This is a genomic window from Spiribacter halobius (genome assembly GCF_020883455.1).
Lineage (GTDB): Bacteria > Pseudomonadota > Gammaproteobacteria > Nitrococcales > Nitrococcaceae > Sediminicurvatus > Sediminicurvatus halobius.
On record NZ_CP086615.1, the window covers coordinates 2,233,178 to 2,246,715 of the forward strand.

At 71.3% G+C, this 13,538-nt stretch carries 10 protein-coding genes; 7 read left to right on the forward strand and 3 right to left on the reverse strand.

Annotation, left to right across the window (positions count from 1 at the left end; translation table 11 throughout):
- Window positions 1–120 precede the first annotated feature (120 nt).
- Genes LMH63_RS10160 through lpxA form a run of 3 tightly spaced genes read right to left on the reverse strand, consistent with a single transcriptional unit; the run spans window position 121 to window position 2,994 of the window.
- On the reverse strand, window positions 121–1,227 hold the full coding sequence (locus LMH63_RS10160) for a DegT/DnrJ/EryC1/StrS family aminotransferase (RefSeq protein ID WP_109677593.1): 1,107 nt from the start codon (window positions 1,225–1,227) through the stop codon (window positions 121–123).
- Between the two features lie 31 nt (window positions 1,228–1,258).
- Window positions 1,259–2,224 (reverse strand): Gfo/Idh/MocA family protein, encoded by a 966-nt coding sequence (locus LMH63_RS10165; RefSeq protein WP_109677595.1) that lies wholly within the window; start codon window positions 2,222–2,224, stop codon window positions 1,259–1,261.
- On the reverse strand, window positions 2,221–2,994 hold the full coding sequence (gene lpxA, locus LMH63_RS10170; protein ID WP_109677597.1) for an acyl-ACP--UDP-N-acetylglucosamine O-acyltransferase: 774 nt from the start codon (window positions 2,992–2,994) through the stop codon (window positions 2,221–2,223). Before lpxA ends, LMH63_RS10165 begins: the two co-directional genes overlap by 4 nt.
- Before the next feature lie 177 nt (window positions 2,995–3,171).
- Between lpxA and dnaE the strand changes: the two genes are divergently transcribed.
- From dnaE to ftsB, 7 genes are all read left to right on the forward strand, one after another.
- The gene (gene dnaE / locus LMH63_RS10175; RefSeq protein WP_109677599.1) at window positions 3,172–6,708 is read left to right on the forward strand and encodes a DNA polymerase III subunit alpha; all 3,537 of its coding nucleotides are present in this window, start codon (window positions 3,172–3,174) and stop codon (window positions 6,706–6,708) included.
- Window positions 6,709–6,950: 242 nt separating this feature from the next.
- A complete protein-coding gene (locus tag LMH63_RS10180; protein ID WP_109677693.1) occupies window positions 6,951–7,907 on the forward strand; it encodes an acetyl-CoA carboxylase carboxyltransferase subunit alpha in 957 nt (318 codons plus the stop codon).
- Window positions 7,908–7,923: 16 nt separating this feature from the next.
- Window positions 7,924–9,279: a tRNA lysidine(34) synthetase TilS gene (gene tilS, locus LMH63_RS10185; RefSeq protein WP_109677601.1), complete on the forward strand. Its 1,356-nt coding sequence runs from the start codon at window positions 7,924–7,926 to the stop codon at window positions 9,277–9,279.
- Window positions 9,280–9,382: 103 nt separating this feature from the next.
- On the forward strand, window positions 9,383–11,050 hold the full coding sequence (pyrG, locus tag LMH63_RS10190) for a CTP synthase (protein ID WP_109677603.1): 1,668 nt from the start codon (window positions 9,383–9,385) through the stop codon (window positions 11,048–11,050).
- A 9-nt stretch (window positions 11,051–11,059) separates the two neighbouring features.
- Window positions 11,060–11,899: a 3-deoxy-8-phosphooctulonate synthase gene (kdsA, locus tag LMH63_RS10195; protein ID WP_109677695.1), complete on the forward strand. Its 840-nt coding sequence runs from the start codon at window positions 11,060–11,062 to the stop codon at window positions 11,897–11,899.
- Window positions 11,900–11,930: 31 nt separating this feature from the next.
- Window positions 11,931–13,232, forward strand: a complete 1,302-nt coding sequence (gene eno / locus LMH63_RS10200; RefSeq protein WP_109677605.1) for a phosphopyruvate hydratase — start codon at window positions 11,931–11,933, stop codon at window positions 13,230–13,232.
- Window positions 13,233–13,234: 2 nt separating this feature from the next.
- The gene (gene ftsB, locus LMH63_RS10205) at window positions 13,235–13,516 is read left to right on the forward strand and encodes a cell division protein FtsB (RefSeq protein WP_109677607.1); all 282 of its coding nucleotides are present in this window, start codon (window positions 13,235–13,237) and stop codon (window positions 13,514–13,516) included.
- Window positions 13,517–13,538: the final 22 nt, after the last annotated feature.

Consider the following 13,538-nt stretch of genomic DNA (forward strand, 5'->3'; position numbering starts at 1 on the left):
TGGCTGGTGCGAGCATCCGGTACGGCACGCGATTAAGGGGAGCTTGCGTCCCTTACACTCAACCTCCCGACTTCGCGTCCTTTGCGCCTTCGCGGTGGTCCCCCGGTCCCCGTAACGCGCCTATCCACTAGCCGAGCGGACGACCTCGGCGATGTGGTCGACGGTGGCGTCGGGGAGCTCGGGGTAGATGGGGAGGGAGACGCAGCGGCGGGCGGTGTCCTCGGCGATGGGGAGGTGGACGCCGGCGTAGCGGTCGGCGAAGACCTCCTGGCGGTGCAGCGGGATCGGGTAGTAGATGGCGCAGCCGATCTCCGCCTGCTGGAGGGCCTGCATCAGCGCGTCCCGACGCGGGCCGTCGGCGCAAAGCAGGGTGTACTGGTGGTACACGTGATGGCCGATGCCGTCCTCGTGGGGCGGGGTGAGGCCGGGGAGGCCCGCCAGGGCCGCGCTGTAGCGGCGGGCCACGCGCCGGCGCTCGGCATTGTAGCGGTCGATGCGCTTGAGCTTGCTGCGCAGGATCACCGCCTGCATCTCGTCCAGCCGGCTGTTGTAGCCGATCATGTGATGGTGGTAGCGCTCGCGGCTGCCGTGGTTGCGCAGCGCCCGCAGGCGCTCCGCGATGCCGTCGTCGCTGGTGCTGACCAGGCCGCCGTCGCCGTAGGCGCCGAGGTTCTTGCTCGGGAAGAAGCTGAATGCCCCGGCAGCGCCCAGGCTTCCGGTCTGCGCGCCGTCCACGCTGGCGCCGAAGGACTGGGCGCAGTCCTCGACCAGGACGAGCCCGTGGCGCTCCGCCAGCGCCGTCAGTGCCGGCATGTCCGCAGGCTGGCCGAACAGGTGCACCGGCAGCAGCGCCCGCGTGCGCGGGCCGATTGCCGCCTCGGCGGCGGCCGGGTCGATGTTGAAGCTGCGCGGGTCGATATCCACGAACACCGGCTCGGCGCCGAGGTAGCGGATCGCCTCGGCGGTGGCGATGAAGGTGAAGGGGCTGGTGATCACCTCGTCCCCCGGTCCGATGCCGGCGGCGGCCAGGGCGAGGTGCAGGGCGTCGGTGCCGGAGGCGCAGCTCACCGCGTGGGGCACGCCGAGATAGTCCGCCACCTCGGCCTCGAAGGCCTGGACGTTAGGGCCAAGAATGAACCTGGCGCCGTCCAGCACCTCGGCGAGGCCGGCGTCGATTTCGGCGCGCAGCTCGGCGTACTGGGCGGTGAGATCGACCATCGGGATCATGGGCTCGGGCGTCCTTCTCTGCGCCGTCGTATCACGGCTGACCGGGCAGCGGATTCTCGCGCAGCTGGCGGGAGATTTCGATGGCCGCCTCCAGCGCCCGTCGCCCGTCCTCGCCGGAGACCACCGGCCGCGTGCCCCGGCGGATGCTGTCGAGGAAGGCGGCGATCTCGGCCTGCAGCGCGTCGCCGGGCTCCAGGGTCCGCTGCTCGTGCTCGATGTCCGCCATGGTGGGGGCGGCGTCGGCGTCCGCCTCATCGCGCCGGCGCCGGATTTCGACGCTGCGGGCCTGCATGTCCAGGGCGAGGTAGGCATTGCGCTGGAAGATGCGCATGCGCCGCTCGGCCTTCAGGCTCACGCGGCTCGCGGTGACGTTGGCGACACAGCCGTTGTCGAACTGCAGGCGGGCGTTGGCGATGTCGATGTCCCGGGAGATCACCGGCGCACCGTTGGCGTCGATGCGGGCGAGGGGGCGGTCCACCAGCTCCAGGATCAGGTCGATGTCATGGATCATCAGATCCAGCACCACGCTGACATCGGCGCCGCGCGGGTTGAACGGGGCGATGCGGTGGGATTCGATGAACATCGGCTCGCGCACCAGGTCGGCGACCTCGAGCACAGCGGGGTTGAAGCGCTCCAGGTGGCCCACCTGCAGCAGGGCGCCATGGCGGGCGGCGAGGGCCACCAGCGCGTCCGCCTCGGCCACGCTCACGGTGACCGGCTTCTCGATCAGCACGTGGGTGCCGGCCTCCAGGAACGGCGCGGCGATGGCGTAGTGCTGGCGCGTGGGCACCACAATGCTCACCGCGTCCACCTGGTCGCGGAGGTCGTCGGGGTCGGTGAGCGCCCGGCAGCCCACCTCGGCGGCCACGGCCCGCGCGCGCTCGGCGTCACGGTCCACCACGGCAACCAGCTCGGCATCCGGAAGTGCCGCGTACTTCTGGGCGTGGAAGCGGCCGAGGTAGCCGACGCCGATGACGGCGGTGCGGAGTGCAGTCATCGGATCAGCCCCCTGCGGCTCTGGCGGACGAAGGTCACCAGCTCGGCGATCTCCGGCAGATCCAGGGCCGGATCCGCCTCGATCCTTGCCAGCGCCTCCTCCAGACGCAGCCCTTCCCGGAAGAGTAGCCGGTAGGCCCCTCGGATGGCCTGCTGGGCGGCAAGCGACAGGCCCGCCCGCCGCAGTCCGCGGCTGTTGAGGCCATGCAGTCGGGCGCGGTTGCCGGCCACGGTGACGTAGGGCGCGACGTCCTGGGTGACCACGGCGCCCCCGCCGAGCATGGCGTTGCGGCCGATGCGCACGAACTGGTGCACACCGCAGACCGCGGAGATGTAGGCCTGGTCGCCGACGTGCACGTGGCCGGCGAGCTGGCTGCCGTTGGCGATGGTCACGCGGCTGCCGAGATCGCCGTCGTGGCCGAGGTGGGTGTAGGCCATGAACAGATTGTCGTCGCCGATGCGGGTCACCCCCCGATCCTTCGGCGTGCCGCGATGGACGGTGACGAATTCGCGGAAGACGTTGCGCGCGCCGATCTCGAGGCGCGTCGGCTCGCCGGCGTAGCCGGTGTCCTGGGGCGGCAGGCCCAGCACGGCGTGGGCGGCAAGGCGGTTGCCCGGGCCAAGGGTGGCGGGCCCCTCGAGCACGGCGTGGGGGCCCACCTCGCAGCCGTCGCCCAGCGTGACGCCGGCGCCGATCACCGCATAGGCGCCGACCCGGACATTCCGGCCGAGGCGGGCCTCCGGGTCGATGACGGCGGTGTCGTGAATCATGCGGGCTCCTTGCGGAAGCGCGGGCCGGCGAATGGCGGTGACCCGGTGAGATATGCGGACCAGTCCAGTAGCATAATGAACCGGCCCCGGCGGGGCATCCCCGCGCCTCCCCCTGGCGGCGGATGCCGGACCGCGGGCATCGTGCCCATTCATGCTCCAGCGCGGGAAGTGAACCTGATGCCGGCCGGCTTCGTCCATCTGCATCTGCACACCGAGTTCTCCCTGATCGACGGCATCGTCCGCGTCAAGCCGCTGGTGCAGGCGGCAGCATCGTCGGGCATGCCCGCGGTGGCAGTCACCGACCAGGGCAACCTGTTCGGGATGGTGAAATTCTACCGGGCGGCACTGGCCGCCGGCGTCAAGCCGCTGATCGGCGCGGACCTGCGCATCGCCGCCCCCGAGGGGAAAGGCCATGACGTCATGACCTTCCTCTGCATGGACGACACCGGCTACGGCTCGCTGACGCGGCTGATCACCGCGAGCTACCTGGAGGGGCAGGGCAGCGAGGGCCTGCCGGTGGTGCAGCGGGCATGGCTGGAGCAATGGCATGAGGGCCTGATCGCGCTCTCCGGTGCCGCCCGCGGTGACGTCGGTCGGGCGCTGGTGGCCGGGCAGGAGTCCCTCGCCCGGGAGCGGCTCGACTGGTGGACCGCGCTCCTCGGGGACCGCTACTACCTGGAGCTGCAGCGTACCGGCCGGCCGGGGGACGAGGACCAGGTACACGGCGCCGTGGCCCTGGCCGCCGCGGCGGACGTGCCGGTGGTGGCCACCAACGACGTGCGCTTCCTGCAGCGCGAGGACTTCGAGGCTCACGAGGCGCGGGTCTGCATCCACGAGGGGCGGGTGCTGCACGATGAGCGGCGGCCGCGCCGCTACAGCGAGGAGCAGTATCTGCGCGGTCCCGAAGAGATGGCAGAGCTGTTCGCCGACATCCCGGAGTCGCTCGAGAACACCCTCGCCATCGCGCAGCGCTGCAATCTGTCGCTCACCCTCGGCCAGAACGTGCTGCCGGACTTCCCCGTGCCGGCCGGCATGGGCATCGATGACTACCTGCGCACCGAGGCCGAGGCCGGGCTGGAGCGCCGGCTGGCGCGCATCATTCCGGCGGATGCCGAGGACCCGGAGGGCACGCGCCGCTACTATCGCGAGCGTCTGGAGCGCGAGCTCGGCGTCATCAGCCAGATGGGCTTTCCGGGCTACTTCCTGATCGTCGCCGACTTCATCCGCTGGGCGAAGCAGCAGGACATCCCGGTGGGCCCGGGGCGGGGCTCGGGCGCGGGCTCGCTCGTCGCCTATGCGCTGGATATTACCGACCTGGATCCGCTGCGTTACGACCTTCTGTTCGAGCGTTTTCTTAACCCTGAGCGGGTGTCGATGCCCGACTTCGATGTCGACTTCTGCATGGAGAAGCGCGACCGGGTGATCGACTACGTGGCCGATCGCTACGGCCGCGAGAAGGTCTCGCAGATCGCGACCCACGGCACCATGGCCGCCCGCGCGGTGGTGCGTGATGTCGGCCGCGTGCTCGGCCACGCCTACGGTTACGTGGACCGTATTGCCAAGCTCATACCCTTCGAGCTCGGCATGACCCTGGAGAAGGCGCTGGCCCAGGAGGAGGATCTGCGCGCCCTCTACGACGGCGACGAGGAGGTGCGCACGCTGCTCGACCTCGCGCGGCGGCTGGAGGGCCTCTCGCGCAACGTGGGCAAGCACGCCGGCGGTGTCGTCATCGCGCCCTCGGACCTCACCGACTTCGCGCCGCTCTACTGCGAGCCGGGCGGCGGAGGCCTCGCCACGCAGTTCGACAAGGACGACGTCGAGGCAGTGGGTCTGGTGAAGTTCGACTTCCTCGGCCTGCGCACGCTCACCATCATCGACTGGACCGTGCGCGCCGTGAACGCCATCCGCGCGGGACGCGGCGAGTCGGCCCTGGACATTGGCGACATCCCGCTGGACGACCCCGGCACCTTCGAGCTGCTGAAGGACTGCCAGACCACCGCCGTCTTCCAGCTCGAGTCCCGCGGCATGAAGGATCTGATCCGACGCCTGCGGCCCGACAGCTTCGAGGACATCATCGCCCTGGTGGCGCTGTTCCGCCCGGGGCCGCTGCAGTCCGGCATGGTGGACGACTTCATCGACCGCAAGCACGGCCGCAAGCCCGTCGCCTACCCGACTCCGGAGCTCCATCACGACGCCCTGCGCCCGATCCTCAAGCCCACCTACGGCGTCATCCTCTACCAGGAGCAGGTGATGCAGATCGCCCAGGCGGTGGGCGGCTACAGCCTCGGTGGCGCCGACCTGCTGCGTCGGGCCATGGGCAAGAAGAAGCCCGAGGAGATGGCCAAGCAGCGCCAGATCTTCCTCCAGGGCGCCACGGCCCAGGGCCTGCAGCCGGCCCACGCGGAAGGCCTCTTCGACCTGATGGAGACCTTCGCCGGCTACGGCTTCAACAAGTCCCACTCCGCCGCCTACGCACTGCTGTCCTACCAGACCGCCTGGCTCAAGCGGCACTATCCGGCGGCGTTCATGGCCGCGGTGCTGTCCTCGGACATGGACAACACCGACAAGGTGGTGACCCTCATCGACGAGTGCCGGAGCATGGCGCTCGCCGTGGAGCCGCCGGATGTCAACCGCTCGGCCTGGATGTTCCAGGCCCGGGACGAGCGCACCATCGTCTACGGCCTGGGCGCGGTGAAGGGCGTCGGCCATGCCGCCATCGAGGCGGTGGTGGAGGCGCGGGACGCGGGCGGGCCGTTCGCCGATCTGTTCGACCTCTGCCGGCGCATCGACCTGCGCCGCGCCAATCGCCGCGTGCTCGAGGCGCTGATCCGCTCCGGCAGCCTGGACAGCCTCACCCCCAACCGGGCCAGCGCCATGGCGTGGCTCGGGCGGGCCCTGCAGGCCGCCGAGCAGCAGACGCGCAACCGCCAGCTCGGCCAGGACGACATGTTCGGCCTCGGCAGCGCGGCGGCGGAGGCGGATACCGGCAGCGATCTGGCGAGCGTGGCGGAATGGCCCGAGCAGGAGCGGCTCGCGGCGGAAAAGGACACCCTTGGCCTCTATCTCACCGGGCACCCCATCGAGGAGCACGAGGCGGAGCTCGGCGCCATCGTCAGCTGCCGCCTCAAGCAGGCCGCCGCCGGCGCCGGCGGCACGGCGGTGGCGGGCGAGGGCAACGGCCACGGCCGCCGGCGCGAGGGCGAGCGGCGGGTGGTGGTGGCGGGCCTCGTGGTCGCCCTGCGCGCCCGCCTGACCCAGAGCGGCAAGCGCCTCGGCTTTCTCACCCTGGACGACCGCACGGCGCGCCTGGAGGTGATCCTGTTCGGCGACGCCTACCAGCGCTACCGCCACCTGCTGGCCAAGGACCGCCTGCTGGTGGTGGAGGGCGATCTCGGCTACGACGAGTTCAGCGACGGCTACCGGGTGTCCGCCGAGCGCGTGCTGGACATGACCGAGGCCCGCGAGGCCTTTGCCCGGCGCCTGGTGATCGGCGTCGACGCCGCGCGCGCCGGCAACGGCTTCGTGCCGGCCCTGCGCGAGGCCCTCACCGAGTACCGCGAGGGCCACTGCCCGGTGTGGATCGACTACCACGGCGAGGGCGCCGAGGCCCGCCTGCGCCTCGGGGACGACTGGCGCGTGCGCCCCACCGACGACCTCGTCCGCCGCCTCGAGTCCCTCGTCGCCCCCGGCGCCGTGCGCCTCGACTACTCCTAGCGGCAGAGCGGTGGACAGTCGCAAAGGCGCAAAGGACACGAAGGAAGTCGCCAAGGAATGGAGATGAGGGCGAGGCCCGCCACCCTAGTTGGGTGTCCGCGCCCTGTATGAACATCTTGGCGCCTTCGGTCTTTGCGCCCTTTGCGTCTTCGCGGTTCGTCTGCAATTCGCGACGTCCCGGTAACGCGTTGGCGGTGTTATGATCCCGGGCTTTGCGCCGGAGCGGGCTGCGGATGGCGACGATGAATCTCAACTTCCTGGACTTCGAGCGGCCGATCGCGGAGCTGGAGGCCAAGATCGAGGAGCTCCGCTACGTCGGCGATGACGCCGACGTCAACATCAGCGAGGAGATCGCCCGGCTGCAGGCCAAGAGCCGGCAGCTCACCGAGCAGATCTTCGGCAGCCTCACGCCGTGGCAGGTCGCCCAGCTCGCCCGCCATCCCCAGCGCCCCTACACCCAGGACTACATCGACGCGCTCCTCACCGACTTCGAGGAGCTCCACGGTGACCGCACCTTTGCCGACGACCCGGCCATCGTCGGCGGCATCGGCCGGCTGGACGGCCGGTCGGTGGTGGTGATCGGCCACCAGAAGGGCCGCGACACCCGCGAGAAGATCCGCCGCAACTTCGGCATGCCGCGCCCCGAGGGCTATCGCAAGGCCCTGCGGCTGATGGAGATGGCCGAGCGCTTCAGCCTGCCGGTGATCACCTTCATCGACACCCCCGGTGCCTATCCCGGCGTCGGCGCCGAGGAGCGCGGCCAGAGCGAGGCCATCGCCCGCAATCTCAAGGTCATGGCGCGGCTGCGCACGCCGGTGATCTGCACCGTGATCGGCGAGGGCGGCTCCGGCGGGGCGCTCGCCATCGGCGTCGGTGACCGGCTGCTGATGCTCCAGTACAGCACCTATTCGGTGATCTCTCCCGAGGGCTGCGCCTCCATTCTCTGGAAGAGCGCCGAGCGCGCTGCGGACGCCGCCGAGGCCATGGGCATCACCGCCACCCGGCTGAAGGAGCTGGCGCTGGTGGACCAGCTGATCCCGGAGCCCCTCGGCGGCGCGCACCGGGACCGGGAGGCCACCGTCGAGCGGGTGCGCACGGCGCTGCTGGAGCAGCTGGAGCCGCTGCAGCGCACGGATATCGATACCCTCCTGGAGGAGCGCTACCAGCGCCTCATGGGCCTCGGCCACTTCCGGGAGTAGCCCGGCCGCGCGCCTCATGCCCTCGCTCACACCCGCCGATCTGCGCGCCGCGCTGCCCGCCGGGCTCGGGTCGCTGGCGGTGGCGTTCAGCGGCGGCCGCGACTCCCACGTGCTGCTGCATCTGGCCGTCGCCGCCGGCCTGCGCGTGCGCGCGCTCCACGTCCATCACGGGCTGCAGGCGCAGGCGGATGCCTGGGCCAGGCACTGCGAGACCGTCGCCGGCGACCTGGGCGTGCCGCTGACGGTGCTGCCGGTACGGGTGGTCCCGGCCGGGGAGGGCCTCGAAGCGGCGGCCCGCGCGGCCCGCTACCGGGCACTGGCCCGGGCGCTGGCGGTCGGTGAGCACCTCGCCACCGCGCATCATGCCGACGATCAGGCCGAGACCCTCCTGCTGCGCGTCCTCCGTGGCACCGGACCGGACGGTCTGGCAGGCATCCAGCCGCAGCGCGCGCTTGGGGCCGGCACCCTGCTGCGGCCGCTGCTGGCCGTGCCGCGGTCCGCCATCGCCGCCTATGCCGACGCCAGGGCGCTGGCGTGGATCGAGGACCCGGCGAACCGGGACCCGCGGCACGATCGCAGCTGGCTGCGCCACCGCATCATGCCCGAGCTCGCGGGGCGCTGGTCGGATGTGCCGCAGCGGCTGGCGCGCCTGGCCCGGGAGTCTGCCGAGGCCCGCGCCCTGCGCGACGGGCTGCTGGACGAGGTGCTCCGGGGCATGGCCGGCGAGCCCCCGGGGCCGCTGCCGGTGGCAGCCCTCGCCGCGCGCCCGGAGCGCGAGGTCCGGGCGCTGGTGCGGCGGTGGCTTGCCCGGGACGGCCGGCGGCCGCCGCCGGCGGCGCGGCTTGCCGACGGCCTCGCCGCGCTGCTCGGCGCCGCCGCGGATCGTGCGCCGGAGCTGGTCTGGGCCGACGGCCGCGTCGGCCGCCATGCCGGCGAGCTCTACCGCCTGCCGCTGGACTGGCCGGTACCGACGCCGCGCCCCGTGGCGCCCCCACCGGCAACGAGCGTCTGGGACGGTGTGGGGGGTATCCGGTGGCGCTCCGTGACCGGCGCGGGGCTCGAGCCCGCGCGGCTGCCGGGCGAGCTGCTGGCGCGTCCGCCCGCCGCCGGCGATCGCTTCCAGCCCCCAGGGCGGAAGCGCCGTGCCCTCAAGCACTGGCTGCGGGAGGCGGGGGTGCCGCTGTGGTGGCGCGCGCGGCTGCCGGTTATCCTCACTGCGGAGGGTGAGCTCATCGCCGTTGCCGGACTGGCGGTGGCCGAGGGCTGGCAGGCGGGCCCCGGCAGTGCCGGCTGGTGGCCCGACTGGCAGCCGCAGCCGCCGCAACCGGCGGGCGATGCGGCGGTTTTGCGGCGGTCCCCCGGGCGCCCGTGACGGCGGCCTCGCGTTGTACCGGGGTGGGGGTTCTGCTACCTTCTGCGGCCATTCCGGGCGGGTCTTCACGCACCCGCCCCACCCTCATTGAGCCGGCGGAACCATGACGCGATTCATCTTCATCACCGGCGGTGTCGTGTCCTCCCTGGGCAAAGGCATCGCCGCCGCCTCGTTGGGCAGCATCCTGCAGGCCCGCGGGCTGACCGTGACCATGGTCAAGCTCGACCCCTACATCAACGTCGATCCGGGCACCATGAGCCCGTTCCAGCACGGCGAGGTGTTCGTCACCGACGACGGCGCCGAGACCGACCTCGATCTCGGCCACTACGAGCGGTTCGTGCGCACCCGCATGACCCGCAACAACAACTACACCACCGGCCGCATCTACGAGAACGTCATCCGCAAGGAACGCCGCGGCGACTACCTCGGCGGGACGGTGCAGGTCATCCCCCACATCACCGACGAGATCAAGCGCTGCATCGAGCAGGGCGCCGGCACCGCGGACGTGGCGCTGATCGAGATCGGCGGCACCGTGGGCGACATCGAATCGCTGCCGTTCCTCGAGGCCATCCGCCAGATGGGCACGGAGCTCGGCCGCAACCGCTGCCTGTTCGTGCACCTGACCCTGGTGCCCTTCATCGGCGCCGCCGGCGAGATGAAGACCAAGCCCACGCAGCACTCCGTCAAGGAGCTGCGCTCCATCGGCATCCAGCCGGACATCCTGGTCTGCCGGGCGAGCCAGCCCATCCCGGAGGACGAGCGGCGCAAGATCGCGCTCTTCACCAACGTCGAGCCGCGCGCCGTGATCTCCGCCCTGGATGTCGACAATATCTACAAGGTCCCGGAGATGCTGCACCAGCAGTCGCTGGACAACATCGTGGCGGAGAAGCTCGGCATGGAGCTGCCGCCGGCGAGCCTGGCCGACTGGCACCGGGTGGTGGAGGCGATGGAGCACCCCGAGGGCGAGGTGACCATCGCCATGGTCGGCAAGTACGTCAATCTGGCGGACGCCTACATGTCCCTGAACGAGGCGCTGCGCCACGCCGGTATCCAGGCGCGGCGCCGGATCGCGATCCGCTACGTGGATTCCGAGGAGATCGAGCGCGACGGCCCCGGCATGCTTGCCGACGTCGATGCCATCCTGGTGCCGGGCGGGTTCGGCGAGCGCGGCATCGAGGGCAAGATCGCCGCCGCGGGCTTTGCGCGCGAGCAGGGTATTCCCTACCTCGGCATCTGCCTCGGCCTGCAGGTGGCCGTCATTGAGTTCGCGCGCAACGTCGCCGGGCTGCAGGGGGCGCACAGTACCGAGTTCGTCACCCACCCGCAGCATCCCGTGATCGGCCTGATCACCGAGTGGATGAACGAGGAGGGGCTGACGGAATACCGCGACGCCACCTCCGACCTCGGCGGCACCATGCGCCTGGGCGCCCAGTCTGCCCATCTCGTGCGTGGCAGCCGCTTTCACGAGGTCTACGGCAAGGACGTCATCCGCGAGCGCCACCGCCATCGCTTCGAGTTCAACAACCGCTACGAGCAGGTTCTCGCCGACGCCGGGCTCGGCATCTCCGGCTGGTCCCGGGACAGTCACCTGGTCGAGACGGTGGAGCTGCCGGACCATCCCTGGTTCCTCGCCTGTCAGTTCCATCCGGAATTCACCTCCACGCCGCGGGACGGGCATCCGCTGTTCACGGGCTTCGTGCGTGCCGCCTCGCGGCGGCGCGAGGCGGCACGCAGCGACGGCCGCGAGGCGACGGCCGGGTCGGGAGGCTGAGCCGTGACGGTGACACTCGCCGGTCGCCCGGTGGGCCTGGAGCATCCGCTGGCCCTCATTGCCGGACCCTGCGTGGTGGAGTCCGCGGAGCTCACCCTGGAGATCGCCGGTGAGCTGCGGGAGATCGCCCGGGCGCTGGACATCCCCTTCGTGTTCAAGGCCTCCTATGACAAGGCCAACCGCTCCTCGGCGGCGAGCTTCCGGGGGCCGGGCCTGGAGGCGGGGCTGAAGGTGCTCGAGCGGGTCCGCCAGGAGCTGGCACTGCCAGTGGTCACGGACGTGCACGAGTACACGCCTCTGGACGAGGTGGCGTCGGTGGTGGACGTCCTGCAGACACCGGCCTTCCTGTGCCGCCAGACGGATTTCATCCAGGCGGTGGCCCGCTGCGGGCTGCCGGTGAATATCAAGAAGGGCCAGTTCCTCGCGCCCTGGGACATGGCCAACGTCGTCGACAAGGCCCGCGCCACCGGCAACCACCAGATACTGGTCTGCGAGCGCGGGGTGTCCTTCGGCTACAACAATCTCGTCTCCGACATGCGCGCCCTCGCCGTGATGCGCGAGACCGGGGCCCCGGTGATATTCGACGCCACGCATTCCGTGCAGCTGCCGGGTGGGCAGGGGCATGCCTCCGGGGGGCAGCGCGAGTTCATTCCGGTGCTCGCCCGGGCCGCAGTGGCGAGCGGCATCGCGGGCCTGTTCATGGAGACGCACCCGCGGCCGCACGAGGCGCTTTCCGACGGTCCCAACGCCTGGCCGCTCGGGCACATGCGCGAGCTGCTGGAGACCCTACTCGAACTGGACGCGGTGGTTCGGCGCCGGGGGCTCGCTGAGCAGCAACTCGGCGGCTGACGCCGTGCGGACAACAACGAGGAAGCAAGTCATGGCCCGTATCGAGCACATCGTCGCCCGCGAAATCCTGGATTCCCGCGGCAACCCTACGGTGGAGGCAGACGTCAGCCTGGCCGGGGGCGGCTTCGGTCGCGCCGCCGTGCCCTCGGGCGCCTCCACCGGCGCCCGCGAGGCGGTGGAGCTGCGCGACGGCGATGCCGCACGCTATCTCGGCAAGGGCGTGCTGGCCGCGGTCGAGAACGTCAACACCGTCATCCGCGACGCGCTCACCGGCATGGACGCGGACGACCAGCGCCGCATCGACGAGCGCCTGATCGAGCTGGATGGCACCGACAACAAGAGCCGCCTGGGGGCCAATGCCCTGCTGGCCGCCTCCCTGGCGGTGGCCCACGCGGCGGCGAACGCCGCCGGCCGGCCCCTGTTCCGCCAGCTGTGCCCCCAGGGGGAGTGCGTGCTGCCGGTGCCGATGATGAACATCCTCAACGGTGGCGCCCACGCCAGCAACAGCGTGGACATCCAGGAGTTCATGGTGATGCCGGTGGGCTTCCAGCGCTTCAGCGAGGCGCTGCGCTGCGGCACCGAGATCTTCCATGCGCTGAAGCGCGTGCTCGCGGCCCGCGGCCTGTCCACGGCCGTCGGCGACGAGGGCGGCTTTGCGCCGGATCTGCCCTCCAACGAGGCGGCCATTGAGGTCATTCTCGAGGCGGTGGAGAAGGCCGGCTACCGGCCCGGCGAGCAGGTCTGGCTGGCGCTGGACGCGGCGAGCTCGGAGTTCTACGACGGTGGCCGCTACCGGCTCGCCTCCGAGGGCCGCGAGTTCGACGCCGCCGGCTTCGTCGAGGTGCTGCGGGACTGGGTGGGGCGCTATCCCATCGTCTCCATCGAGGACGGCATGGCCGAGGACGACTGGGATGGCTGGCGCCAGCTCACCGAGGCCGTGGGCGATCGTGTCCAGCTGGTGGGGGACGATCTCTTCGTCACCAACACCGCCATCCTGCGCGAGGGGATCGACCGCGGCATCGCCAACGCCATCCTCATCAAGTTCAACCAGATCGGCACGCTGACCGAGACGCTGGACGCCATCGCCATGGCGGACGCGGCGGGCTACGCTGCCGTGGTCTCCCATCGCTCCGGCGAGACCGAGGACACCACCATCGCCGACCTCGCCGTCGCCAGCACCGCCACCCAGATCAAGACCGGCTCGCTCTGCCGCTCCGATCGCGTCGCCAAATACAATCAGCTGCTGCGCATCGAGCAGCTCCTGGGGGACGCGGCCCGCTACGCCGGGCGCGACGCCTTCACCAGCCTCCGCGAATTCGGCCCGGGCCGCTGACCATGCGGATGCTCGCCGCCGCCCTGCTGCTCGCGCTGCTGGTGCTCCAGGGGCGTCTGTGGTTCGGCGACGGCAGCATCCCCTCGGGCTGGCGCCTGTCCCGGGAGGTGGCCGAGCAGCAGGCGGAGAACGCCGCCCTGGAGGAGCGCAACCGGGCCCTGGCCGCCGACGTTGCCGACCTCAAGAGCGGCCTGGAGGCGGTGGAGGAGCGGGCCCGGCGCGAGCTCGGGATGATCGGCGAGGCGGAGCGCTTCTACCAGGTCGTGGAGCAGGATGCTCGCTGAGCGCTCGCGCCACGCCCCCTTG